This window comes from Portibacter lacus (assembly GCF_021533215.1).
In the GTDB taxonomy this organism is placed as follows: Bacteria; Bacteroidota; Bacteroidia; order Chitinophagales; family Saprospiraceae; genus Portibacter; species Portibacter lacus.
This window is the reverse complement of record NZ_JAJNKA010000003.1, coordinates 233,513-260,082: the sequence shown is the minus strand read 5'-3', so window position 1 is coordinate 260,082 and position 26,570 is coordinate 233,513. Positions and strand designations below refer to the sequence as shown.

Genomic DNA, 26,570 nt, shown 5'->3' with positions numbered 1-26,570 from the left:
ATTGTTTATCGTTTAGACGATTTTAGGGCTTTAATTTCTTCTTTTAAAGCTCTAATTTCTTCTGCTAAATCTGGTAATGACTTAAAATGTGCGTAGGATTTAAGGTAGTCTCGATAATTAATGGCCGGTGTACCGTAAACTTGTTGACCTTCATGATAATTACTAGATGTTATTCCAGATTGGCCTTGAATCTTCATCCCATCAGGAATGACTAAGTGTCCTGCTATACCCGTCTGGCCCCCAATTTGGCAATTTTTTCCAACTTTGGTACTGCCAGCTATTCCAGTTTGCGCTGCAATTACTGTATTTTCTCCTACAACTACGTTGTGGGCTATTTGTATCAGATTATCAAGTTTGACACCTTTGCATAATTTGGTGCTTCCCATTGTTGCTCGATCTATCGTTGTATTCGCTCCGATTTCTACATCATCTTCGATTAACACATTTCCTACCTGAGGAATTTTTTCATATTGACCTGCAGCATTGGGTACAAATCCGAAACCATCACTTCCTATGATTGCATTAGAATGGATAATCACATTATCACCGATTTCACAACCATGGTATATTTTAACACCAGGATAGATGATGGCATTTTTACCGATCTTTACACTCTCTCCGATGAAAACTTGATCTGCGATAAATGATTCCTCTCCGATGGAAACGTTTTTACTTATAACGGAGTATTCTCCTATAGACGTTGTCGAAGCAATATTGCAATTATCTTTGATCACCGCTGTTTCAGCAATTCCCTCATTATCGAAAACATGATTGAATGAACTTAACAACTTACTGAGAGAAGAATATACATTTTCAACTTTGATAAGTGTTGGCTTCAATTGTTTTGTTGGAGTAAAATCTTTCGATACGAGTAAGGCAGATGCTTGTGTCGAATAAGCAAAAGTGTTATACTTAGGGTTTGCGAGAAAGCTGATGGTACCTTTTTTTCCATCTTCTATTTTACTTGGACCCTTGATGATCAAATCAGGATCGCCGACTAATTCACCTTGAACTATATCGCAAATATCTTTAGTTGTTATTTTCATTCACCACCTATATTTAAAGCATTTCAACAATAATTGCTACTCATTATTCTGGGTGTCGTCGAGTAAAATAAAATTTTTGCAAATTTAGAAATAAATAAATAAAATTCGGTATTCATATCAATTTATTGACTTAAACCTATATTTGCAATTTTGTACTTTTATTTAACGTTTACGGACACTAATGCGTATAACATTTAACAATTTATTTTCTACTAAAGAATTAATTAATTCGATTAATCAATATTTCGATCAGTTAGATACCTCAATAAGATTGGTTTCTGAAGGCGAATGTGACCTCGAAATCATACCGTTGCATCTACTGCCCACGGAAAGAAATTCAAGTAAAACGGTGTTTGGATTGATAACATTAGCGGAAAGACGTAATTTTATTGCGATTAGAAATGACGTTGTTAATATTAATACGCCTATCGGATTGCCATATTCAGCGATCATTAACGTTAGTCCTCTATTTGTTTCGAAAAATTTACTAGAAATAAGAGGTGATGTACAATTAGAAGTCTTAGAGCCATTGCAGATTATCGAGGGGTTGAGAAAGAACGATTTGGAAATTGCAATAGTGGAAGGTTGCTTTATCAATGAGGAAATAGCTAGCTATTATAAATTAATTCCATTAGATGGAAGAGAGTTTGGTCATTTTCCTGGTCAGGGTTTCTTAGCGATAGTCGGCAATAAAGATTTGGCTATTGGAAATATTTTAAGAAAGCTGAATAAACGGGAGTCAGTCATTCCTGCGAATATAGAGCGGAAATTGATGACTTTAGTCGATTATAAAGTGAATAATCATTGCGAAATGGATATAGATGGAAATTTCCATTTTTGGGTCCATGCGGAAAAGGGTAGTGCACAAGTATCCCAATCGACACGAAATGAAATAGAAGATAAGATTAAGAATAAATTAGATTTGTTAAGTTAAAATAGATTATTGTGTATTTATTATTTGATACAACTGCGAACGGAAAAGTTAAATCTTGGAAAGCTTCATATACAGATGTATTTAGTTGGCCAAGAATGATGCATTGCTCCTGGATTGTTTTGGATGATGCATTTAAGCCAATCGAAGATTTCAATTGTTTTATAAAACCGGATGGATACAATCTTTCTGAAGAAGCCATTGAATTATCTGGAGAGGATAAAGCAAAATTTGAAAATGGAGATCCTATAAAAGAAGTCTTAGAAAAATTCAAGGAAAGTCTGGAAAAGGTTCAGTATACCATCTCCTTCAATCTTAATTTTAACGAAAACATCATTGCTGCGGAATACCATCGACAAGGTGAAAAGAATCCACTATTATTTGTGGATAAGTTTTGCTTGATGCAAGAAAGTACATGGTATTGCAAAATTCCAGGAAGAAATGGTAATTACAAGTGGCCTTCATTAAATGAACTGCACGCGACTTGTTTTAATCAAAAATATTCTCCAGCTGGCAATGCTAGAGCTGATGTCATTGCGGCCTCTAGAAGTTTTATAAAACTCATGAAGCTTGGCCAGCTAGAAGATATGTTTGAAGATTAGCTTATTCCTTTAGAAAATAATCTCTATTTCCTATTGTAAATGCTGCGAATCCTTTTCCTTTTTGATAATACAAGGCTACTTTACTATCCTTGCATATCAAGACATTTTCAAGTGTTTTGTTTTCTATTTCTACAGAAGATCTTTCCTCTACAAAATCATCAATATCCGTAACTTCATCTTGTTTGAAAACTGGATTTGTAAATTTTACATTGGTCACTTTACTAGCAATGGCAGAATCATTCACATGGGAAATTGTGAATCGAACGGCATCGAAAAACAATTCAGTTTCTGGCTCATAAGCATATACACTGGCTTCTATTCCTAATAATGTGCTGTCTGACTGAAGAAAAATACTGGTAATGGGAGCTTCTACATATTCGCAAAAACTACTCTTGTAAGGATCTATTGGATCACAAGTTACTTTCTGACAGATAAAGTAAATATCATCAGTACGATCTACTGTAAAAGTGATGTCTTCACCGTTCGATGATTCAAAAACGACAACATCGCCCTTGTTGTAATTTAGATAATTTAAAGTTTCTTCTGCTAGCGTTGTTTCACCAACTTTAACATTCTCACAAGTTTTTTTGCACCCAGGTACAATCGCTACTCCTAATATAGCTAGGACGAAGATTAAGTTTTTCATTCTTTTATTTTAAGTTTTTTATATGGGCGTTATTCTTTATAAACTTGCCCAGATTTCATTACAAATATAACATCTAAAAGAGTCGAAATGTTCTCTTTGGGGTTAGAATTTACAGCAACAATATCTGCCCATTTTCCTTTTTCAATAGATCCAACCTTATCATATATTTGCAGTAATTCGGCAGCATTTTTTGTAGCAGTTTGAATTGTTTCTAAAGCTGGCATTCCATATTCATTCATAAATATAAATTCTTCAGCATTCTTGCCATGTTGAGAAACACCAGTGTCTGTTCCGAATGCAATTTTTACTCCTTTCCGATATGCTTTTCCGAAATTAAGTTTCATTTGTTCTCCGATATGCAATGCTTTAGGTACGATGACAGGAGGGAAATAGCCTGGGATCTTTGCCTTATCCAATACGAAGCGTCCAGCGGAAAGTGTTGGAACAAGGTATGTTCCATGCTTGATCATTAATTCCATAGCTTCATCATCCATTAAGGTTCCATGTTCTATGCTATTGATTCCACCTTTGATGGCTCTTTTCATTCCTTCTGCACCGTGTGCATGTGCAGCAGTTGTGAAACCATAATCTTTAGCGGCAGCGACAATTGCTTTTATTTCTTCCAATGTGAATTGAGGACCTTGACCATTTTTTGCTACAGAAAGAACGCCTCCGGTCGAAGTGATTTTGATACAATCTGCTCCATTTTTATATCGTTGTCGAACGGCTTTATAAGCATCTTCTGGCCCATTTATTACGCCTTCTTTTGGTCCTGGATCACCTTTTAATTCGTCGCGAACACCATTGGTAGGATCAGCATGACCTCCTGTAGTCGCAATACTTTTTTCTGAAGTATAAACTCGTGGTCCTTTAATAAATCCGTGATTTATAGCATTTCTCAGGGAAACATTAACACCACTTCCACCGAGATCTCTTACTGTTGTAAAGCCTGCCATTAATGTCTTTTCACAGAAAACGGTTGCTTGTAATGCAATATCAGCTTTATTTAATCGAAATTTATCTTCGTAAAACTTAGGTGTCATTTCTATTTCAAGGTGTACATGCATATCTATGAAACCAGGCATGACATATTTATCTTTTAGGTCAATGGTTTTTATGCCTCCGCTTGGAGTTGCATAACCATCAAGTATGTCTTTTATGACATCATTTTCGACTACAATGGTTTTCTCTTGAGAAAATTGATTAATATTAACATCGAGCAAATTTCCACAGTGGATGTAGGTGGCTACTGGAGCTTGAGCGAAAGCAAACGAAGTAGTAAGAAATGTGGCAATTAAAAATAGGAATTTACGCATTGGTTTTGGTTTTTAATTAGGCAAGTAAGATAAAACATATTTTGCGCTGGAGAACTATGCTTGAGAAATTAAAGTCAATAAAAAAAGGCTACTCGAAAGAGTAGCCTTTTTTTATTTTATTGTTTATTTAGCTCATAGCTCATTTACAGCTTAACAAACTTATGTGTTTCGATATTTCCATTTGTATTTAGCTGAAGGTAGTAGATACCTGGAGCGAAATCAGAGATATTGATGCTTTTGCTATCTGCTAAAATTTGAGAATTGATCAATTGGCCTTGACTGTTTCTAATTGTCAATGCTGATTCTTCGTAAACTTCTACATTTAATTGAGCCTTAGCTAAAGTTGGGTAAACTTTAGAAGATGTTTTGCTTCTATTTTCAACAGCAATAACTTTATGAAATTCCATGTCACCATTAAAATCATACTGTGCAAGTCTGTAATAATTAACTCCAGCTAATGGATTACGATCAGTGAAAGCGTATTCGGATTCACGAGTCATGTTTCCATTTCCTATAACTTTACCTATTGTAACAAAGTCTTTCATGTTAGCAGAACGCTGAACATCGAAGTAGTCATTATTGATTTCAAGTGATGTTACCCAGTTTAATTCGATGTTATTGTTGAAATGGTTACCGGAGAAAGAGGTAAGGGAGACAGGGAGTAAAGGAGCAAAATCAGTACTGTTTAATGTAATAGATGAATTGCTACCAGTCCAATTTGAAGCATCATTAATTGTTGTTAATGCAGCATTCCTATCGGCGAATGAGCCACGGGTACCAGTATATTCAGAATTGTCAAATTCGTCACCAGCACCGGAGCCTGATCCTACAGCAACAGCTGTTGTCCCATCGGTTAGGCCAGTTGGAAGAGCTGAATTGTTAGAACTTGAGGCTGTCATTTGCCATAATGTAGAATTAGTTTGAGCTGCGGCTATGTATACAGGAGTTGCAGGGCTTCCAATAAAGGCTATTATTTGGTCTCCTGATGCAGATAAATTAATATTTGAAAAAGTATTTGCAACGGCGGCAACACCTTCTGAAGCGGAAGGGCCCGATTGAGAAATTAAAACAACATCACCTTGAGATAATCCACCAGCACCCACGGTATATTCTATAATTCCCTCACCAGTTCTTAAAGAACCATCACTTAACACCCCATTATCAGTAAAAAAAAATACGGTTGATGCTGGAATATCGTCAATTGCAACAAAAGTAAAACCATCAGGACTATCGGAGTTTATACCAATAATAGCGATAGCACCAGCACTTTGGGCATATGTGCTCAAACTTATTAAGCAAAAAACAAAACATAGTAAAACATTCTTCATAATTAGTATTTATTAGTATTAAGAGTTAAAATAGTATAATCTGCACATATATTAATTATTAATATATGTATTCTTGTTTTCTTACAGTTAAAGTTTGTAATGGTTGTGGTGGGGTCGGGTATAGATCAAGCGTGAAAATAAAAATATAATTGCAAATTATACGTCATATGCATATTAATTCAATATTAATAATTCATATATTTAATTTCGTAATGTGTTGATGGTGAACTACTGATGTGAGATTTCCTAATATATTATTGTGCTGATACCTTAAATGTAAGGTGTTATATCAACGATTGCGATAATGAAGTCGTTTGGAATGGATTCTTCTATAATGGCTTGTTAGTATTGGCTTTAGTTTACTCATCTGACTTAATGGTTAGTGTATCATTAGGAGAAATTCACTCGATCTTCGATCTCACTATTTCTTCCTTGGATTGGACTCTTTTAAAATCAATTGTTAATATTGACTTAAGTTTATTAATCTGATTTAAAGGTTAGTGGAACATTAGGAGAAATTCATTCGATCTGCGATCTCATTCTTTCCTCCTCGGACTGAAGTCCAAGCTCCATTGACTAAAAACCGAAAGCTAAAAACTAAAAACTAAAAACTCGCCGCTCTCTACATCCCCAATATAGCTGGATTCATTCCCATATTAGAGAATCCTCCATCGTGGTATAAGTTCTGCATCGTTACCATTCTCGTTAAGTCTGAAAATAAACTTACCGTATAATCAGCACAAGCTTCTGATGATGCATTCCCTAGCGGTGACATCTTATCCGCATAGTTAAAGAATTCATCGAATCCTTTAATTCCAGATCCTGCAGTTGTGATCGTAGGTGATTGTGAAATCGTATTAACCCTTACTTTCTTAGCTGCAAAGTGATAGCCGAAACTTCTTGCAAAGGATTCCAACAATGACTTAGATTCCGCCATTTCAGAATAATCAGGGAAGGTTCTTTGCGCAGCAATATAGGTTAGTGCTACAATAGATCCCCATTCATTCATTGCATCTGCTTTATACAAACACTGCATCAACTTGTGAAAGGAAATAGCCGAAACATCAAATGTTTTCTGCATCCAGTCATAGTTCAAGTCTGTGTATTCTTTCTTTTTTCTAACATTGACAGACATACCGATGGCATGTAGTACAAAATCTAACTTACCTCCAAGGATTTCCTGACTCTCTGTTATCAGGTGATCTAACTCTTCTACACTTGTCGCATCAGCATAGATGATCTTCTTTCCTACAGATTCGGCTAATTTTTCTAAACTTCCGAATCGCTTAATAACTGGTGCGTTAGTTAACACTAGATCGCCACCTTCTTCGATTACTTTTAAAGCAATTTTCCAAGCCAATGAATCCTCATCCATTGCACCGAATATGATACCTCTTTTTCCCTGTAGTAAATTATTAGCCATTGTTATAAAAATTTAAATTGTAAAGTTAAAAGATTCTGCGACTTAGCCAGCCATTAGAACTCTTGCATTTTCCATCGCTGCTTCTGAAGGTGGATCGCCACTCAGCATTTTAGCAATTTCTGTTGTTTTTTCATCACCTTCGAGAATCTCCATTTTCGTATAACTTCGCTCTTGATTGCTTTCCTTGAAAATACGATAATGTCGATCTGCTTTCGAAGCAATCTGCGGTGAATGTGTGATATTTATAATCTGATGCGAACCGGAAAGTTTCTTAATCATTTGTCCCATTTTCATTGAAATAGCACCTGAAACTCCACTATCGATTTCATCAAAAATAAGTGTCGGTAACTTAACCCTTTTTGCTAATTCTGATTTTATGCAAAGACTTAATCTGGATAACTCCCCACCTGATGCTACTTCGCTTATCTCCTGAAGTCGACCACCTAAATTTGCAGAAAATAGAAATTTAATCTCATTTTTTCCAGTCTCTGTAAAGTCCTTGAGATCGATAACTTCTATCTGAAACTTAGCGTTTTCCATCGACAGATTGTGAAGATTATCTTCTGCTTGCTTGCACAACTCGGGACCTATTTTTTTTCTTTTTGCAGATAATTTAGCCGCTACTTCATCTAGCTCGGAGTGTAACTTGCCTAAAGCTTCTTCTGCTTTCTTTATTTCAGAACCTGACTTCTTGAAGCCATTCACTTTATCTGAAATCTCTTCCCATTTAGCAAACATTTCTTCTTCAGAATTCAAGTGGTGCTTCGCTTGAAGTTGGTACGCCAAGTCTAATTTCTCTTGCACAATTCCGAGCCTTTCGGGATCTAAATCTGTTTTCTCAGCTTGGTTTTCGAATTCTGAAGCAAGTTCTCTTAATTCCTCAATTAGATTAAAATACTTTTCTCCTAATTGTTCTATACTCGAATGAAAACTTGTGATCTTAGATACGTCATAATTAATTTCTTCCAGACCTGAAATAATGGATGGATCAGCTTCATTTATGGTGAAAGCAGCTTTGGATAGGACACTTTTAATCGTTTCCGCATTTTCTAACAGCTTCATTTCTTCTTCCCATGCCGAAAGTTGACCTTCCTCCAAACTCAATTTTTCGAATTCATCTAGATGATACATTAATAACTCCTGATCCTTTTCCGCTTGCGCTTTTTGCTTGATCAAGCGATTCAGCTCAGTCTTTTTCAAATTATACAGTTCGAAAATCTCTGTATATTTCTCAAGCATATCACCATTCTTCGCGTAAGCATCGATCATTGCGAGCTGTACCTCTGGATTATTAAGTCCAAGGGTATCAAACTGTTGGTGCATATCGATCAACTGCGAACATAATTCTCTGAGCATCTTTAGAGTAGCAGGAGAATCATTAATGAATGCTCTGGATTTACTATTAGGCAGTATCTCTCGGCGAATGATCAAATTTTCATCAAATTCTAAATCATTAGCCTCAAAAAAACTGGAAAGGTGATAAGCTTTAATATCGAAATGTGCCTCTACAACGCACTTCTTTTCCAGATCAAAAAGCACTTTTGTATCTGCTCTATTTCCCATGATGAGTCCGAGCGCGCCAATCAATATTGATTTTCCAGCTCCTGTCTCACCTGTAATGATATTAAATCCCCTAGAAAATGAAATTTCTAAGTTCTCTATAATCGCATAATTACTAACCTTAAGGCTTTGCAGCATCTGAATTAAATATTTGCCCCAAAAGTAAAGAATTTTGAATGAAACTAGGTTCGAAAAATTCTAAATCGATTTAATTCTAGTCAAGATTTTTTACCAAATGATCTGAATTCAAAAATATCTGGAATTATTTTATTTGAAAACATAACCTATAGTCAGCTGCACACTGCTGCCTTCCATCAATGAACTATTAAATTCATTACGTGGATTTTCATTGGAAGTAATAAATACACTATTACTTTCGACAGGATATTTTGTCCTTTTCTTGAAGAAAAAAGTTGCTTCTCGAAAATAAACATGTTGTTTTTGCGCGTATGGAAGATAATAGGAACCTCGAATATATATTTCTTTGTTCCTATTCAGTTCTATTGCAAATTCTCCCGACAGCTTAAGATTGTTGGTACGACTTCCATAAAATACCCTGACCTGCTTAGCATTAAAGTTTTTGCCTCCAACATTGACATTATCTACCTTGTTTTCTGCAAGTCCAAGTAGTCTTGCATATCTGATACGGCTATGTTGTGCGATAAATTTCAGGAAAACTGGTCTTTGCTTAGATAGGTTAAACTGAACTCCCATTCCAGAAGCAGATTCTTTATAGATCGTTCTGCCAAAATCTCTGGCACCGCCAAATCGTAGGAACCATCGATCATTCATGATAATATTAAAATCTCCGGTCGCAATGATTTCGAAATCACGTGATGAAATAATGCCACTTGTATTCAGTAATGGATTAGCTGTTTCCGAATCTAGGAAAGATGCATGTAAGTGTGTTTCTGGGGTCGTAATGAAGTGACTTCCCAAACCTAGCATCGTTTCTAATCTAAAGCGTCTTTTCTTCTTTTGCTCTAATCCTGGTTCACCAAAAGTGATCTTTTCTGGGTCAAAATATTCATCATTCTTTCTTGCCTCTTCTTCTGCTTGTTGAATCCTAGTAGCGAGTGATACGGAGTCTCTTAATTCTTGTAGTTTTTGCATCTGTTCTACTGCAAAAACTTCTTGAGCCTTCTGCGCATTGCTGAACTGTTGCATGCTTTCGCTCAGTTTTTCACTCATCGGCACAGTATTGTAAGACTTCCAGAAATTTTCATCATAAGTTCCTGTCATGTCTACAAACTCTTCACCACGATCTAAGCGATCCAGATACGGTATAGGTTTGCCTTTATCGGTGTCAATTTCAGTTATTTTAATCTCATTCGAATACACTCCGCCACTTCTTCTTCCTCCTTCTCTAAGTGCGTCGCTGAAGTACCACTTGCCTTCTACTTGTTGGTAATTAACCACATACTTATTAAAAGTCCATCTACCTGAATATAAAGGATAGTCATTGTATTTTCTTAATCCATCTTCCGTTACTTCAAATTCTGCTTTGATAAAAGCATAAGATTCTTTTTCTATATACAGCTTTCCTTTTAATCTCGCATCCAAGGTTGTTGAAGTTGATCTTCCCAGTAACTTTCCGATAATGGATGAGGCACTGTTTTTTCTGCGTTTTAAATTCTTAGCATTTGGATCTTTGTCAAAACCAATGACATAAACTTGTCTGCCGTTATAGGTTGTAATATTTTCAATCCAATATTTGTATGCAGGAAAGAAGTCTTCATCAATAAAATCTTCTCGATTTTTCACAAAATCAAAACGATGTGCAGCCATATGTCCTGAACTGAATCCTCCTATTATCACTGTGTCAAGTGGATTCTTTAAGTTAATTTTTCTTCCTTGAACCAAGCTGACCATACCTTCTTTTGTGTTTTTATAAGAAGTTTTATGAATGTTGAGTACACCTTCTGCTAGATATACATGTTCATCGAGGGAATCTGTCCGAGATTCTCTATAGAATCCTAGCACAGTGGTCGATTGGATAGGGTAGTTCTCAGGGATCTTTTTTACTGCTTTTCTTATGATGTTTTCTACTCCACTTTCATCCACGATTTGGATTTCTGAGAGCGCATAGCTTGTTGGTTCTAAGGTGATGAGTACTGGGCTTATTATTTGATTAAGAGGCTTGTTATATGTTTTGTATCCAATGACGGACACAATCAAATTCGAATTCGCATAGAATTTAGGAACTTTAAATGTGAATTTTCCATCATCATTAGAGGTAGTGCCTATTCCCTTTTCAGGTATACCAATGTTAGCATATGGAATGCCTTTGCCCGTTTTTTGATCAAGGAGTTGGCCACTGATCACTTGATAGTTTTGCGCTGATAAGCTAAGTCCTGAAAATATTAAGAGTAGAAAGGGTAATACGGTCTTCATAAAAATTGATTTGGGACTCAGCATGAATTTAGATTATGCCAAATATGAGTTTACTAAGTTGCTTCCGTCGTTTGTTGTTAGACGGATTCATTTTAGGAAATGTTACAACTTATGTCAATTTTATAGCGTGTATTGAAATGGAGACTTATCAAGTAGTAATATTGCTTAAGCAGATGAGTAATGCTGTAATTAGTAATTGTAATATGAAAAACAGCGAATGTACATTACCGTTCGAAAAACCATATAGTATATGACTATTAAGCTTGAGGTCTAAAACGAATTGTTAAAGACCATACATTGAAATAAGAGAAATGAAATTCTGCTTAGAAAGTACGATTAATCAAAAGATTGATTTTCTTCAGCTGCTTTGTGAACCAGTTGTTGGTATTCTTCAGGACTCAAACCATCCATGCAGAAATCGATAGGATTAACAGCCTGACCATTAATTCTCACTTCATAATGTAAGTGTGGTGCTGTAGATGTTCCAGTACTTCCGATTTTTCCGATTACTTGACCTCTAGTTACTTTATCGCCAACTTTCACATCGATTTCACTTAAGTGACCGTATAAAGTGGTGTAGCCATATCCATGATCTACAATGATATTCTTACCGTAGCCTCTAGTTTTATTCTCGACTCTAGTAACTTTTCCGTCACCTGAAGAGATAATAGCTGTTCCTCTAGGAGCTGTAAAGTCAATTCCTTTATGAAACTTCTTTACACCATGAACTGGGTGTAATCGGTATCCGAAACCAGAAAGTTTTAAGATGTTTCTTTTCAATTTATCTTCCCTTACTGGCTTGATACTAGGAATAGAAGATAATTTTTCTTTACGTGCTAATGCAAGCATTTCAAGTGTATCTAAAGAGCTTTTCTGAAGTTCGAATTGTAACTTCAATTTATCAATTTTAGATAATGACTCTTTAATAATCTTTCCGGTATTGCTATAGTTTGTAATGAAGTCATATTTCTTAGATCCCCCGACACCGCCATTCCATACATTTTCATCTATCGGATCCATGCCTAAGATAACTCTGTGGATATTAGCATCTTTCTCTTGAACTTTTTCCAGAATATTAGACAAGCCATTCATCTCGTTAGTCAATAGATCATATTGCATTGCAAGTTGTTCTATTTCCCTTTTTTGAGCTCTTTCTTTCGGTGAGGGTAAATAATAATAAGCGAAAACAAATAAGAGTACTGATGAGAAAATGATACCAGAAGTGATACCGATTCCTCGCTTAACAATCTCTTTAGCGCCTAATTTATGTTTTTCGTATTTAAGTGTCTGCGGGTTATAAACGTACTTCTCTCGTTTCATCCATTATTTTTGTTTACCATTGATTCATTTTGCGATCTAATATATTAGATGGTCAAAACAATCATTGACCCTATGTTTTTATAAAAACTATTTATCGTTGACTAAATAGAACTTAAAAAAACATATTGTTTACTACATTTGCTGCTACTGTAGAATATGTAAATAGGATTGGCGTAAAAATAAGCTTTGGAATCCAATTTTCAAAGATAATTTTAACATATTTTGGTCTTATTTTTGAAAGCTGCATAACCTGTTGATAACTATATTGTTACATTAAGGAAAAATGTTAAATTATTATCACATGTTAGTATTATGTAATATTTAAACAATTGTATATTAGTTATGAAGGCAAAAGTCGTCAGGGAGAAGTTCTTAAAGTTTTTCGAACAAAAGCAACATAAAATTGTTTCATCGGCTCCCATCGTCCTGAAAAATGATCCCACTCTTATGTTTACGAATGCGGGAATGAATCAATTCAAAGATTTTTTCTTAAACAACGCAATTAGTCCTAATAAAAGAGTTGCTGATACACAAAAGTGTCTCCGAGTTACAGGAAAGCATAATGACTTAGAAGATGTTGGAATTGATTCTTATCATCATACTATGTTTGAAATGTTGGGGAATTGGTCTTTTGGAGATTATTTCAAGCAAGAAGCTATCGATTGGGCGTGGGAGTTACTCACAGAAGTCTATGGAATTGACAAGGATCGAATATATGCCACAGTATTTGTAGGTGATGCGGAAGATTTCTTGAAAGCAGATTCAGAAGCTTATGAAATGTGGAAAGCGTATTTGCCTGAGGAAAGAATTTTGTTTTTTGATAGGAAGGACAACTTTTGGGAGATGGGTGAACAAGGTCCTTGTGGTCCATGTTCGGAAATTCATATTGACCTAAGAAGTGATGAAGAAAGGAAGGCCGTTTCAGGTGGCGAATTAGTCAATATGGATCATCCTCAAGTAATAGAAATCTGGAACTTGGTTTTTATTCAATTTAATAGGAAAGCCGATGGAAAATTAGAGGACTTACCAGAAAAGCATATTGATACAGGAATGGGTTTTGAACGTCTATGTATGGCTTTACAGGGCAAGACGTCTAATTATGATACGGATGTTTTTAGTGAATATATTAAGGATTTAGAAGCGGCTTCTGGCCTAAAGTATACAGGGAAGTATGATGGAAGTTCTAAGTCTGACATCGCTATGCGGGTGATCGTTGATCATATTCGTGCAGTGTGCTTTGCTATTGCGGATGGTGAAATGCCTTCTAACACTGGAGCGGGTTATGTCATAAGAAGAATATTAAGAAGAGCAGTAAGATACTATTACTCTTTCCTAGATATTAAGGAGCCCCTGATGTACAAGTTGGTAAATAGATTATCTAATGATTTTGAAAATGTTTTTCCAGAATTAAAAGCTCAGCAGGATTTTGTAACTCAAGTAGTTAGAGAGGAAGAGAAATCATTTCTGAATACACTATCTGATGGCTTGAAGAGAATAGAACAACTGAATCTTTCTGATAATTGCATCAGTGGAGCAGAAGCTTTTTTATTATATGATACTTACGGATTTCCTATTGACTTGACAAAATTAATAGCAAGTGAACGCGGATGGAATATTGATGAAAAAGGATTTGAAATGGCACTGAATGTGCAGAGAAATAGAGCTAGAAATGATGCGAGGAGATCTACTAGTGATTGGACAGAAAGCAATGATGGTAATGTTCGATTCGTAGGATATGATACGCTGGAAGTGAAGGATGCTAAAGTTTTAAAGTATAGGACGGTCGAAGATAAAAACGGGGAACATATTCAACTGGTCCTAGATAGAACGCCATTTTATGCAGAGGGTGGGGGACAAGTAGGTGATCAAGGAGTACTAGTTTTTGGAGAGGAAGTGATTAAAGTAGTAGATACGAAAAAAGAGAATGACTTAATCTTACATTATATAGAGCGGCTTCCATTAGATATCAATGCGAAAGTTGTAGCTAAAGTTAATGAAACTGATAGAAAGTTAACCGAGAACAATCACTCTGCAACTCACTTATTGCATGCTGCATTAAGAAGAGTGCTTGGTGATCATGTTGCTCAGAAAGGATCTTTAGTTCGAGCTGAAAATCTTAGATTTGATTTTTCTCACTTTGCGAAATTGACTGATGAGCAATTGCAAGAAGTAGAAGATATTGTGAATGCAAAAATTAGAGAGAATATACCTTTAGACGAATCAAGACATACCCCTATTGAAGATGCGAAAGCTTCAGGAGCAATGATGTTGTTTGGTGAAAAGTACGGTGAATTTGTTCGTATGATCACTTTCGGGAAAGATTATTCTGTAGAGCTTTGCGGTGGGTGCCACGTTCCAGCCACTGGAAATCTTGGTCTATTCAAGATCGTTTCAGAAACAGGAGTAGCAGCAGGTGTTCGTAGAATAGAAGCCATTACATCGGTAGCAGCACAAGATTATGTTAATGAGCAGATCAAAGAACTTACTGAAATAAAGAATTTATTCAAAGGTTCAGGTAGTGCAGTTAAGCAAGTCGAAGGAGTTCTTGCAGATAATAAGGCTTTGCAGAAAAAGATCGAGTCATTGATGTCAGAGAAAGCTGGCGATCTTCAAGGTGATTTAAAGAACACGGTAGAAGTGATCAATGGAATTAATTTTATCGGATCGAAGTTGCCGATTTCAGATACAAAAGCGGCTAAAACATTGGCCTATAACCTAGAAAAGGAAGTAGGGAATGTTGTTATCATTTTCGGTATTCAGACGGAAGATAAAGCTCAATTAATGGTAACGATCAGTGAAGAATTGACTAAAGAGAAAAACCTTCATGCAGGTAATATGGTGAGGGAACTTGCGAAAAACATCAAAGGTGGCGGCGGAGGTCAAGCGTTTTTTGCAACAGCTGGTGGCAAAGATCCTGAAGGAATCGATGCGGCAATAGAGCAAGCAAAGACGATGATCTAATCATCTAGGTTTAATCTAAAAAAACAAGCTCATGATTGATCCATAAGATTAGTCATGAGCTTTTTTTATTGGACGATTTACCCTTAGGTTTGATGTTTTGTGCTATATGTTAAGATTTGTTTTAATCTAAGGGTAGTTAGATATATGCGTTTCAAGTATTAGAAATCAATAAATACTTAATCAAAAAAAACGCAATGAAAAAATCAATCTTTACTCTAGTCGCAATAATCTGCGCTTTTTCATTCTCTTCGCTATCTGCTCAGAAAAACGCTATCGCTTTCGGTGGTGATTTCGGTTGGGCAAATGCATTAGGAGAATTTGCTAACTCTGGTTCTGGAGGACTTAATATTAGTGGACACATTAAATATGGACTTTCGGATAAGTTACAAGTCGGAGGGGAATACAATGCAAGTTTCCTAGTCGCATTAGATGATGGGAGCAATAATTCACTAAGCGTCTCTCTTTGGGGAGTTTCTAATTATTCAGCAAAAGTATGGTATACATTTTTTGATAAAAAAGTGTCTCCTTACGTAAGTGCTGGTCTAGGACTTTCTCAAGTGGGTGAGCCAGATGTTAATGACATCGAGGGCGCAACTCGATTTGGATTCGATGCAAGTGGAGAAGTTGGATTAAAGATTGGATATTTCTACTTAGCCTATAGAATTCACGGCGGTGCGAGATCACCTAAAGAACCTGTTTTCTTTACAGGAATTGCAGATCTCCCAGTGACTACTCAGAATTTTGCAATTGGATTAAGATACACCATTGACCGAGATTAAGCTTAATAGAAAAGGCTAGAAAAAATAAAAAAGCCCTCAGCATTTTCATGTTGAGGGCTTTTTTTTATTTAAATATCGGATTACCTACTCGTAGCGCTCCTACTTATCGTGTGACCAAAGAAGATTGCGTTTGCGAGTAATTTATTTGTTCCGTACCAATATCCTCTAAAATTAGTATTGTCTGCAAAGCAAACTACTTTTCCTGAACCTTTACCACCCACAAATACAGCTGCTGTACCAGATAATGCTTTCAAATTTTCCTTCGTAATGTATCCTGAAATAAGTGGATCTTCAGTATAAATAGCTGGACTAGCATATACGTTTTTAGTTAGTTCATAAAAAGTGGTTCCTCTTTTAAAACTTGCCATTTCATCATTTTCTATTCCATACATTAATGGATTACTCAGATCTAGTTTGGTATTGAAAATCGCTCCACCTATTACGTTACGGCCATTATTCTCTGAAATCATATGATAAGGCTGGCGTTCTTCAGAGGTATCTTTTTCTGAAGAAACAGTTTCAATATTAACGAGCTTATTTCGTTTCGCCCAGTCGATTGCGCTCTTATAGCAGATCAGTGTTCCTCCATTAGCAACCCATCGCTCTAAGGCATCTACAGACAAATCTCTGTAATTTCCTGCAGGCATGATGATGACTGAATATCTAGAATAATCAGCGGAACGTGCATCGTTCACATCTAATTTGGTTAGAGTCATGTCGTAACGCGTATCAAGTAAATGCCATATTTCGCCAGCATCATAACTGCTAACACCATCTCCCACAAACATCATCACATTTGCCTTGATCAAGTTATTATTGCTAGGACTTCCTAGGTCGAATCCTTTTGATGGTTTTCCAGAATTCACACTATATATATTTATATATGTTTCTGCTGCCCATTCTTTCATTTTATTATGCATTTCACTTGCAGTCAGTTCTTGGTTTTGGATAGGGACGACTATTGTTCCAAGACCGAATGATTTCGTTCCGTTAGAAATATTATAAGTGGATGCTTCGCTGCTAACTTTAGCCCTTAATCCTGCATTTAAAATTTTGTTTAGAAGTTTAGGAGCATAGTATTCATTCCACTCGAAAACATAGGCATACTTGGCCACATCTCCTATAATTCGGCCATCGATTTCTATAGGTTCAGAAACTAGATTACCCAATTTTAGATTCCCTTGAATTTCTTGATAATCTAAGTCAAATGCCTCAGGCATGGTCCAAGCGGAAACGTCATAAAATAAGCTGTCTTCAAATGTGGTTACTTTCTCAAAGATGGTTTTAGCTAATCGATATTGGGTCTGGTCTAATGGAACTAAATAAGAGTCAGGGCCTTGTTCGTATACCTTGATCTGATGTGCAAGAAGTATATCTATGAAATGCTTCGCCTTTGCTTTATCCTTCCCCGAAGAAAATTCATAACCTTTAACTGGATTTTTCTTTACTAATTCTTTAACACCTTTATAGAACTCTTGCTGGTAAGAAAGCAGGTCTGCTCTTAGATTCAACGCGGCCTTCTGGGTAGAAAGAGCAGTAGTTACTTGGTTTCTAATGGTAAATGGGAAAGTCACTAAACCATTAATACTTTCTTGAACATGGCCTCTGGAGCTTCCTTGTTCGAATAAAATCCCAATTCCACCATTGGCATCTGGATATGTGGATCCTTTTCCGTAAAAGTAGTCATCGAAAGACTCTCTAGAATAGTAAAGGGATCCAATTTCGTCTAGTGCTTCGGCATGGAATTCAGCTATCGACTCCGTTAAGTCTTGGTTCTTCTGTGGCGTATTCGGATTCACTCTTGTTTCTATTCCTGGCTGGAAGAAAAATGTGGAATTGGTACCCATTTCGTGATGATCGGTTAAGATATTCGGCTTCCACTTATGGAAATTAGCAATTCGACCTTTACTTTCAGGATGAGCTAGTAGCAACCAATCTCTATTAAGGTCAAACCAGTAGTGATTGGTTCGGCCTCTAGGCCATGCTTCCGAGTATTCCCGGTCACTTGGATCTGCAATTAAGTTCTTTGCTTTATGAGTGTTCACCCAAGACGCAAACCTATTCAAGCCATCTGGATTGTAACATGGATCAAATAAAATGACCACATTATCTAATAAATCATTGATATAGTCGCCTTGCCCTGCAGCTAGATAATAGGCTACCATTAAGGCAGCATTCGATCCACTTGGTTCATTACCATGAATCGAAAATCCTTGATAGATCACGGCAGGCATATTTACTATAGGTTGACCACTTTCTTTAGGATCACTTAAAGAAACATGCGTTTTTCGGATTTCGTCGATGTTACTTTGATTTTTAGGAGAAGTAATCGTCAGTAAGACAAGTGGACGATTTTCATGCGTTCGAGCATAAGTTTCTATAGTAATTCTATCCGAATGACTAGCCAGTTCCTTCATATAGTACACTAACTGATCATGGCTCACGTGCCATTCTCCCACCTGATAGCCGAGAAATTCTTCCGGTGTGGGAATAGAACTATCATAAGTAATATCTGGTAGATAGTAGTTCAGGTCAACTTTTTGTCCATTGACATATAAAACAAGAAAATGGATGATGAATAGTAATATGGATATATGTTTCATAAGGTATGATTAAAGATTTGCCCTAAAATAGAAATGTTTATTTACTTTTGCACCCTAATTAAATAGAGAATGTATATTACATTTGTTGTTGTTATTATTAGCTTAGTTATTTCGCTATTAATTGTTAACATTTACTTTCGGGTTAGGGTATTCAAATACTACAAAAGCTTAGTTCAGGCTGATGTTGAATTTGACCTATCTCATGTATTGAATAAAAAAAAGTTAGAAGCTGAAGTAATACCGAGGTACCCTCAGTCAGAACAAGATATAAATCAATTTATACACCATTTAAAACTTTCTTTTCGTATAGGAATGATTTTGTTTGTTCTAATTTCTCTTTTTGGTTGGGTATTGATGCATTATCGATAATCTATGAGGAAGATATTGTTCTTTTTTATTTTAATTTGCTTTGCAGGTTGTGACATACCTAGCACGGATACGGCTGTGTTCTCCTTTTTGGAAATTGATCACATGGAATTGATGCCTACTGAAAACCAAGGCGCTAACACTTCTGCATTTACGGATGTCTGGATGTTTCAAGATGGAAGGTCGAGTGGTGTCTATGAATTACCTAGGAAGATTCCGGTTGTTAACAATGGTTCGGTAAGTGGCAGTATCCAAGCAGGTATTAGAGATAATGGCATTAATTCTTCTCCTAGAATATACCCATTTGTCGATACATATAATTTTAATCTTACTCCCGACGAAGGCGAAGTAATTCCATTGCTTCCTATATTTAAGTATTTGGAAACTACAAATTTTCGATTAGTTGATGACTTTAACGGCGCCCATCAGTTTGGATTTGATGAAGATGGTGTAGATTCAATTAGGATCGAAATTACGGATGAGGGAGAAGGTTTGATTAAGCTCCAGCCAGGGGAACTAATTCAAGAAGCAACGGCATTAGTATTTAATGAGATACCACAAGATGGCAGCCCAGTATATTTAGAAATAGATTATAAAGGAAATTTGGATTTGGATCTGGGGCTTATCGGAATAACAGGTGAAAGTGTATTTAAAGATTATTTTGTATCATTAAGGTCCGAGAATACTTGGAAAAAAGCCTATATTAATTTTACAGATTTAATAATCGCCTCAGGTTTTGATGGTTATCAAATTGTAATCGGAGCAGATAATTCAATAAATACAACAGAGGCAAAAATTTACATAGATAATATAAAGCTTTTGCATTTTTAATATGAAGCGTCAAAGAGGGAAAGAACTGTTAATTTATCGTACTGGAGACTATCTTACAGCTCTTACAGCTTGGATATTCTTTTTTTCCTATAGAAAATCCATAGAGGGAAAAGCTTCGGACTGGGTATCTATATTTCAAGATGAAAAGCTGTGGTATGGAATGATTTTTATCCCTATCTTTTGGTTGCTTTTCTATTCCATTTTTGATAAATACAAAGATATTTATCGGTTCTCCAGACTTGCTACACTTACCAGAACTTTCTTCCTGAATTTCATGGGTGTTCTTGCATTGTTTTTCACTGTTCTTCAGGATGACCTCGCGCTGAAACTCATCAGTAATTATAAAGTATTTGGGACCTTGTTTTTGTTCCAATTTGGTTTCACAGCAGTAGTGAGAATGGTGCTTTTAACGATGGCAAGTAAGAGACTTAAAAGTGGTAAAGTTGCTTACAATACAATTATTATAGGTGGAGATCAGAATGCGGTAGAACTCTATGAAGAAATTACAAGTCGGCCTTATAAATTAGGCCATAACTTTGTTGGATTTATTGATAGCAATGGCAATAGTTCTAATCTAATTAAAAAGTACTTACCTAAGCTGGGGAAAATTAAGAATCTTGCACAAGTGGTGCATGATAATAGTGTCGAGGAAGTGATAATTGCCATCGAAACTTCAGAACATAATCGGCTAAGTGAAATTCTTGATATTTTATCTGATTTTGATGAAAGTGTTCTGGTGAAGATCATTCCAGATATGTACGATATTCTCTTAGGAACCGTAAAAATGAACCATGTTTATGGTGCGGTATTAATAGAGATAGAAAGAGAGTTAATGCCGAATTGGCAATTTTTTATTAAGCGAATGATTGACATTGTAGCTAGTATTATTGCGGGAATAATTCTACTACCATTGGTTTTGTATATTATTTTCCGTGTGAAACGCTCATCGAAAGGACCGATTTTCTTTGTACAAGAACGAATAGGTCTGAATGGGAAACCGTTCAAGATTTATAAATTTAGGTCCATGTATTTGAATTCTGAACCTAATGGCCCACAGTTGGCTCAAGAGAATGATAATCGGCAGACGCCATGGGGAAGTATTATGCGGAAGTGGAGGTTAGATGAAATTCCACAATTTTGGAATATACTGAAGGGAGATATGTCTTTAGTTGGTCCTAGACCTGAAAGGAAATATTTTATAGACCTTATCGCTAAAGAAGCTCCGTATTACAAACAATTATTGAAAGTAAGACCAGGAGTTACTTCTTGGGGACAGGTGAAATTCGGGTATGCATCTACAGTACCTCAGATGCTGCAACGAATGAAATTCGATATGTTATATTTAGAAAATATGTCCTTAGCATTAGATATAAAAATCTTATTTTACACCATTCTAGTTATCTTAAAAGGTAAAGGCAAGTAATGGAAGAAAAACGTCAATTCGGATTAATAGGATATCCGTTAAAGCATTCATTTTCACCAGGATATTTTAAACAAAAGTTTGAAACTGAGGGGATCGATGATGCAGAATATTCTTTGTATGAATTAGAAGATATCGCAGAATTTCAAGAATTATCGCGGAAGTCATTTAAAGGGATTAATGTAACAATTCCATATAAAGAAAAAGTTATTCCATACTTGCAGGAAGTCAGTGAGGAAGCTAGAATTATAGGTGCGGTTAATACGATAAAGTTTGAAAATGGCAGGCTAATTGGCTATAATACTGATAGTTATGGATTCGAAAAATCTTTAATATCATTTTATGGTGATACAAAACCTGATCATGCATTAGTCCTAGGTAGCGGAGGTGCAAGCAAGGCTGTACGATTTACATTACAACGGCTGGGAATAGATTCTACTGTAGTGAGCAGACAGTCCAAGTATCTCAATTATAAAGATCTAGAAGAATCACATTTCAAAGGTAGTGTATTAATAGTGAATACAACACCATTAGGAACTTGGCCAGATGTGAGTTCTGCACCCAATATTCCATATAACTTTCTTGACGAAAAAGATTTCTTATACGACTTAGTTTACAATCCTGAAAAAACATTATTTTTATCTCGAGGAGAGAAACAAGGAGCCTCTATTAAAAATGGTCACGATATGTTAAAGTTGCAAGCAGAGAAATCCTGGGAAATATGGAACACTTGATAGCGCCCGAAAAATTGGATTTTTCAAATACGGAGATTGCTTTTTCAGATAAAAGTAACCGAGAGTTAAAAAAAATGAAGTGGTTGTTCAAATTGATGAACAAAGAAAAACTCGTTAAGATAACTTCATCACTTGGGCTTTTCGCCGTTAAGTATTCACTTCCGTTCGCTAAGACCATAGTGAAAAGTACCATATTTAATCAATTTTGTGGAGGTGAAGGCTTGTTAGATAGTCAGTCAAACATTGACCGCCTACACAAATCACACATCCTTACGATTCTAGATTATGGAGCTGAAGGCAAGAGTGGGGAAGAAGAGTTAGAAAAAGTTGCGCAAGAATTTCTGAAAGGATTAGAATTTGCAGCATCTAACGAGTCAGTTCCTGTTGTAGTTGTTAAACTTACGGCTATTGGCGAAAATAAAATTCTATCCAAGAGAAGTGAAAAAGCAGAATTTAATGACGCCGAGAAAAGAACTTATCATCAACTAAAAGATCGCTTACACCGAATCTGTAAAAAAGCAAAGTCGTTAGGAGTAGGAATTTTCATTGACGCTGAAGAAAGTTGGATGCAAGATGCAATCGATGAGCTAGCAGATGAAATGATGGAAATGTACAATAAAGAAAGGGTGGTTGTCTATAATACTTTCCAACTGTACAGACATGATAGACTGGAGTTTCTCTATAAGAGTCATCAGAAAGCACAGCAAGGAAATTATCTGATCGGCGCAAAGCTAGTACGTGGAGCTTATATGGATAAAGAAAGAAAACGTGCTATCGAAATGGGATATCCATCTCCGATTCAGCCTAACAAAGAAGCAACGGATAGGGATTATAATCTGGCTTTGAAATATTGCTTAGACCATTATGAAACGATTTCATCTTGCGCTGCAACTCATAACGCAAAATCATGTTTCTTGCAAGCAGAGCACATCGAGCAGAAAAAAATGCCTAATGATCATCCACACCTTAATTTCTGTCAATTGTATGGGATGAGTGATAACATTACTTATAACCTGGCAGCGTCTGGATATAACGCTTCTAAGTATTTGGTTTATGGAAAAGTGAAAGAGGTGCTCCCGTATTTAATTCGAAGAGCTGAGGAGAATTCATCTGTTACAGGTGACATCGGTAGGGAATTAAAGTATATAGAAGAAGAAGTTAAAAGAAGGGGACTCTAATTTAAAGTAATTTCCTTTTCATGATTACCTAAACTTTCATTTCTTCATATTGTCCAGTTGAGAGTAGTACAAGGGTACAAGCATTATCGCAAAGTATTCCCTTTTCACTAGCCATTTTATACAATTCACTATTCTCTGCACCAGGATTGAAAATAATTCTTTTCGGATTTAATTCTAAGATATAATCGTAAAGTGGAGGTTGATGGTCAGCATTTAAATACATACTAACCGTGTGAATGTCAGAAATTTCAGGTTCACCATTTAGAATCTTTATCCCATCTATTTCCCCCTCAGAGAGACCTAAAGGAATTACCTCGTAGTCATTCAATTTCAGAATTCTTACCGCTCGATGCGAATATCGATATGGTTTTAATGAGGCACCAACCACCATCGTTTTGTACTGTTCATTCATCACTTTCTAATTTGAATTGTATGATTTCTAAACCAATATTTTTGAACTAAGTTTGAAATAAATTTAAACTTCCGTTAGATCACTAAAAATAAAGCAATAACAAATTACGATTTTCTTTAATATATTGTAAATAATCAATAAATTTGTTCTTCACTGATACTTGTTTCGAAAATATTATCGTTAAGTGTGGGTGTTATAATATTTACTAGCAAAACAAATAAGCAATGTTTAACAAAATGTTTTTCCTTTTTCAAGATGCAGACGTAGAGCCAGAAGTAGAGTATGAAAGATTCTATGATCTGATATTGCAAGGTGGTCCGTTGGGAGTGGCGATCGTTGTAATCCTTTTATTTCTTTCCATTGTAGGTCTATATATATTTGTAGAACGTTGGTTTACGATTAAGAGAGCTGGAAAAACAGACGAGAACTTTATTAATAATATTAGAGCAGCTGTTGCATCTGGGAATATAGAAGGTGCTAAGTCACTTTGTGCAACTGCAGATACACCTGTTGCAAGAATGGTGGAGAAAGGATTAGTGAGAATAGGCAAGCCACTGAATGATATTGATACTGCGATAGAAAATGTAGGAAATCTCGAAATTTTTAAATTAGAGAAAAACCTATCGACCCTTGCAAGTATTGCGGGAGCTGCACCGATGATCGGATTTTTTGGTACTGTGACGGGGATGATTATGGCTTTCCGTGAAATGGCAACACAGCAGAATGTTACTCCAGATGTATTAGCGGGAGGTATCTATCAAGCCTTGATCACAACAGCTTGTGGATTATTTATCGGAATCTTAGCTTTCGTAGGTTATAACCTTTTAGTAGCATCTGTGGAAAAGGTAGTTTTCAAAATGGAAAGATCTACCGTAGAGTTTATGGATTTATTACAAGAACCTTCTAATTAAAAAATGATATGAAGAGGAGAAACAAAGTAAATGCGGAGTTTAATATGTCTTCATTGACAGATATTATCTTTCTATTGCTCATATTTTTTATGTTGACTTCTTCAGCAATTCAGATTAATATAGAGTTGCCGGAATCAGTTTCGAGAACGGTAGCCCCCACGGATATTCCAGTAATGTTAACGACTGATGGTGTCGTTAAATTCAAAGGTAAAGTCACTCAGAAAAATAAACTGAGAGGTCTTATAGCTGAAGCTAAATCTACATCAGAAAATAGTGAGAACGCTACCGTAAATATCATTGCTCAGAAAGGAGTGCCGTGGAAAGAAATACAATCTATCATGGAAGTTGCTAATGGGCTTAAAATGAGAGCGATTATATCCACTCAACCTAGAAAATAATTATGGGATTAAGGAAAAAAAGTAAGGTAAGTGCCGAGTTCAATATGTCATCATTAACGGATATCATCTTTTTACTATTGATATTCTTTATGCTAACATCGTCATTGGTGGTTCCTAATGCTTTGAACTTAAAATTACCTGGGAGAACGAGCACAAAGACACAAATAACCACTGAACCATTTAAAGTTACCGTTAAGAAGAATGGTGATTTTTATTTGAATGGAAAAAGGATAAGTGCACTCAACTTAGAAGGTGCAGTGGCAAAATTAAAACGAAGCAGAAGAGGAGGTGAAGTTAGTATGACTATATCACCAGATCCGATGACATCTAATGAGTTTGTAGTACAAGTAATGGACCTCGCCTTCAGATACGGTGTTACTGCAGTCCTCTTATAACGCGGGAATCCGACGACTAAAAATTTATTTTTGAACCCAAAATCTTGAATGATGGACCATGTTCTTAATTCTAAAGATGATAGAAGGGCTAAGATTGCTGCATTTATTTTTGCACTGATTTTGCTTTTTCTAATCTTATATCCTTTTTGGTCGTACACCTTTCCACCTCCGGAAAAGGCAGGAATCCTTGTTTCCTTTGGTGAAATAGAGATGGTGGGTGGAGATGATGTTAAAGAATCCCAGCAAGAAGAGGTGGAAACACCGGACGATGGTGAAAAAGAAAAAAAACAATCCGAAGTTTTCCAAGAAACAGAAAAACAAACACCTAAGAAGTCAGCGCCCGAAACGCCTGTAGTTGTTTCTAAGACAGCTAAGCAAGAAGTGAGCGAAGTTGTGGCTAAAGATGAAGTGAGTAAAAAGAGTGTCGATGCGGAAAAAGCGAAAGAAGACTTGGCAGCCCAGAAAGCAGCTGCTGAAGCTAAGAAAAAGGCAGACTACGAGAAAGCTAAAAAGCAATTCGGAGATTTACTAGGCAAAGGAACTGGCAAAGGTAATGAAACTGGTAATGCAGGCGATCCTAATGGTGATCCCAATACGAATGCACTAAAAGGAATTTCTAAAGGTAAAGGGAATATCCAAGGTGGCCTATCTGATCGTGGGTTAATGTATGAGCCCGAAATAGAAGAGAATTCTCAAAAGGCTGGAGTTGTTGTTGTGAAAGTATGCGTGGATAGAAGCGGAAAAGTAATAGAAGCATCTTATACTCAGCGAGGTTCTACGACTACAGATACTGGACTAGTGAAGGCAGCAATAGACGGCTCTAAAAGATATAGATTTTCTAAAAGCCCCATCGAGAAACAATGTGGGACCATTACGATAGAGTTTAAATTGAAATAAAAAAAACGCCAGGAGGGTATGCCTGGCGTCTATTGATTCTTTAATCTATTGTTCTCACACATTACTTATAAAGAATTCAAAAAGGGTTGTATATTATATAATAATCTTTTATTATTTAA

22 protein-coding genes are annotated in these 26,570 nt (G+C 36.0%); 12 read left to right on the top strand and 10 right to left on the bottom strand.

From position 1 onward, the window contains the following. Window positions 1–5 precede the first annotated feature (5 nt). Window positions 6–1,046, bottom strand: a complete 1,041-nt coding sequence (gene lpxD / locus L2586_RS06165; RefSeq protein ID WP_235291923.1) for a UDP-3-O-(3-hydroxymyristoyl)glucosamine N-acyltransferase — start codon at window positions 1,044–1,046, stop codon at window positions 6–8. Window positions 1,047–1,227: 181 nt separating this feature from the next. Between lpxD and L2586_RS06160 the strand changes: the two genes are divergently transcribed. After that, window positions 1,228–1,980, top strand: coding sequence for a hypothetical protein (locus L2586_RS06160; RefSeq protein ID WP_235291922.1), 753 nt, complete (start codon window positions 1,228–1,230; stop codon window positions 1,978–1,980). Between the two features lie 11 nt (window positions 1,981–1,991). After that, window positions 1,992–2,579 carry an exonuclease domain-containing protein gene (locus L2586_RS06155; RefSeq protein WP_235291921.1) on the top strand — a complete coding sequence of 196 codons (588 nt, stop codon included), beginning with the start codon at window positions 1,992–1,994 and terminating at the stop codon, window positions 2,577–2,579. A gap of 1 nt (window position 2,580) precedes the next feature. On the opposite strand, the gene L2586_RS06150 is transcribed toward L2586_RS06155, so the two are convergent. The 7 genes from L2586_RS06150 to L2586_RS24635 form a co-directional block, all read right to left on the bottom strand. After that, window positions 2,581–3,225 (bottom strand): hypothetical protein, encoded by a 645-nt coding sequence (locus L2586_RS06150; RefSeq protein WP_235291920.1) that lies wholly within the window; start codon window positions 3,223–3,225, stop codon window positions 2,581–2,583. A gap of 29 nt (window positions 3,226–3,254) precedes the next feature. Continuing rightward, window positions 3,255–4,541 (bottom strand): metal-dependent hydrolase family protein, encoded by a 1,287-nt coding sequence (locus tag L2586_RS06145; RefSeq protein ID WP_235291919.1) that lies wholly within the window; start codon window positions 4,539–4,541, stop codon window positions 3,255–3,257. Window positions 4,542–4,684: 143 nt separating this feature from the next. Further along, window positions 4,685–5,869 (bottom strand): T9SS type A sorting domain-containing protein, encoded by a 1,185-nt coding sequence (locus L2586_RS06140; RefSeq protein WP_235291918.1) that lies wholly within the window; start codon window positions 5,867–5,869, stop codon window positions 4,685–4,687. Between the two features lie 622 nt (window positions 5,870–6,491). Continuing rightward, window positions 6,492–7,292: an enoyl-ACP reductase FabI gene (locus tag L2586_RS06135; protein WP_235291917.1), complete on the bottom strand. Its 801-nt coding sequence runs from the start codon at window positions 7,290–7,292 to the stop codon at window positions 6,492–6,494. Window positions 7,293–7,334: 42 nt separating this feature from the next. After that, a complete protein-coding gene (gene recN, locus L2586_RS06130) occupies window positions 7,335–8,990 on the bottom strand; it encodes a DNA repair protein RecN (protein WP_235291916.1) in 1,656 nt (551 codons plus the stop codon). A gap of 129 nt (window positions 8,991–9,119) precedes the next feature. Continuing rightward, on the bottom strand, window positions 9,120–11,246 hold the full coding sequence (locus L2586_RS06125) for a carboxypeptidase-like regulatory domain-containing protein (protein ID WP_235291915.1): 2,127 nt from the start codon (window positions 11,244–11,246) through the stop codon (window positions 9,120–9,122). A 336-nt stretch (window positions 11,247–11,582) separates the two neighbouring features. Next, window positions 11,583–12,566, bottom strand: coding sequence for a M23 family metallopeptidase (locus L2586_RS24635; protein ID WP_284284646.1), 984 nt, complete (start codon window positions 12,564–12,566; stop codon window positions 11,583–11,585). A 342-nt stretch (window positions 12,567–12,908) separates the two neighbouring features. Between L2586_RS24635 and alaS the strand changes: the two genes are divergently transcribed. Next, the gene (gene alaS / locus L2586_RS06115) at window positions 12,909–15,527 is read left to right on the top strand and encodes an alanine--tRNA ligase (protein WP_235291914.1); all 2,619 of its coding nucleotides are present in this window, start codon (window positions 12,909–12,911) and stop codon (window positions 15,525–15,527) included. A 194-nt stretch (window positions 15,528–15,721) separates the two neighbouring features. Continuing rightward, on the top strand, window positions 15,722–16,306 hold the full coding sequence (locus tag L2586_RS06110; protein WP_235291913.1) for an outer membrane beta-barrel protein: 585 nt from the start codon (window positions 15,722–15,724) through the stop codon (window positions 16,304–16,306). 80 nt (window positions 16,307–16,386) lie between these two features. Here the strand turns inward: L2586_RS06110 and L2586_RS06105 are convergent, their stop codons facing one another. After that, a complete protein-coding gene (locus L2586_RS06105) occupies window positions 16,387–18,909 on the bottom strand; it encodes a M14 family metallopeptidase (protein ID WP_235291912.1) in 2,523 nt (840 codons plus the stop codon). A gap of 372 nt (window positions 18,910–19,281) precedes the next feature. On the opposite strand from L2586_RS06105, the gene L2586_RS06100 reads away from it, so the two are divergent. The 4 genes from L2586_RS06100 to L2586_RS06085 are packed head-to-tail and all read left to right on the top strand — an operon-like array spanning window position 19,282 to window position 23,438. Beyond that, window positions 19,282–20,106: a hypothetical protein gene (locus L2586_RS06100; protein WP_235291911.1), complete on the top strand. Its 825-nt coding sequence runs from the start codon at window positions 19,282–19,284 to the stop codon at window positions 20,104–20,106. A gap of 1 nt (window position 20,107) precedes the next feature. Further along, window positions 20,108–21,529, top strand: coding sequence for a sugar transferase (locus L2586_RS06095; protein ID WP_235291910.1), 1,422 nt, complete (start codon window positions 20,108–20,110; stop codon window positions 21,527–21,529). Beyond that, complete coding sequence (locus L2586_RS06090; protein WP_235291909.1) at window positions 21,529–22,260, top strand: shikimate dehydrogenase family protein; 732 nt, start codon at window positions 21,529–21,531, stop codon at window positions 22,258–22,260. Before L2586_RS06095 ends, L2586_RS06090 begins: the two co-directional genes overlap by 1 nt. Further along, the gene (locus L2586_RS06085) at window positions 22,248–23,438 is read left to right on the top strand and encodes a proline dehydrogenase family protein (RefSeq protein WP_235291908.1); all 1,191 of its coding nucleotides are present in this window, start codon (window positions 22,248–22,250) and stop codon (window positions 23,436–23,438) included. Before L2586_RS06090 ends, L2586_RS06085 begins: the two co-directional genes overlap by 13 nt. 28 nt (window positions 23,439–23,466) lie before the next feature. On the opposite strand, the gene L2586_RS06080 is transcribed toward L2586_RS06085, so the two are convergent. Then, entirely contained in the window at window positions 23,467–23,850 is a 384-nt protein-coding gene (locus L2586_RS06080; RefSeq protein WP_235291907.1) for a CoA-binding protein, read from the bottom strand. A gap of 224 nt (window positions 23,851–24,074) precedes the next feature. Here L2586_RS06080 and L2586_RS06075 point away from each other — a divergent pair, with 224 nt between their 5' ends. Genes L2586_RS06075 through L2586_RS06060 form a run of 4 tightly spaced genes read left to right on the top strand, consistent with a single transcriptional unit; the run spans window position 24,075 to window position 26,451 of the window. Beyond that, window positions 24,075–24,761 (top strand): MotA/TolQ/ExbB proton channel family protein, encoded by a 687-nt coding sequence (locus L2586_RS06075; protein ID WP_235291906.1) that lies wholly within the window; start codon window positions 24,075–24,077, stop codon window positions 24,759–24,761. 8 nt (window positions 24,762–24,769) lie between these two features. Next, window positions 24,770–25,159, top strand: coding sequence for an ExbD/TolR family protein (locus L2586_RS06070; RefSeq protein ID WP_235291905.1), 390 nt, complete (start codon window positions 24,770–24,772; stop codon window positions 25,157–25,159). Window positions 25,160–25,161: 2 nt separating this feature from the next. After that, a complete protein-coding gene (locus L2586_RS06065; RefSeq protein ID WP_235291904.1) occupies window positions 25,162–25,554 on the top strand; it encodes an ExbD/TolR family protein in 393 nt (130 codons plus the stop codon). Window positions 25,555–25,605: 51 nt separating this feature from the next. After that, window positions 25,606–26,451, top strand: a complete 846-nt coding sequence (locus tag L2586_RS06060; RefSeq protein ID WP_235291903.1) for a hypothetical protein — start codon at window positions 25,606–25,608, stop codon at window positions 26,449–26,451. Window positions 26,452–26,570 lie beyond the last annotated feature (119 nt).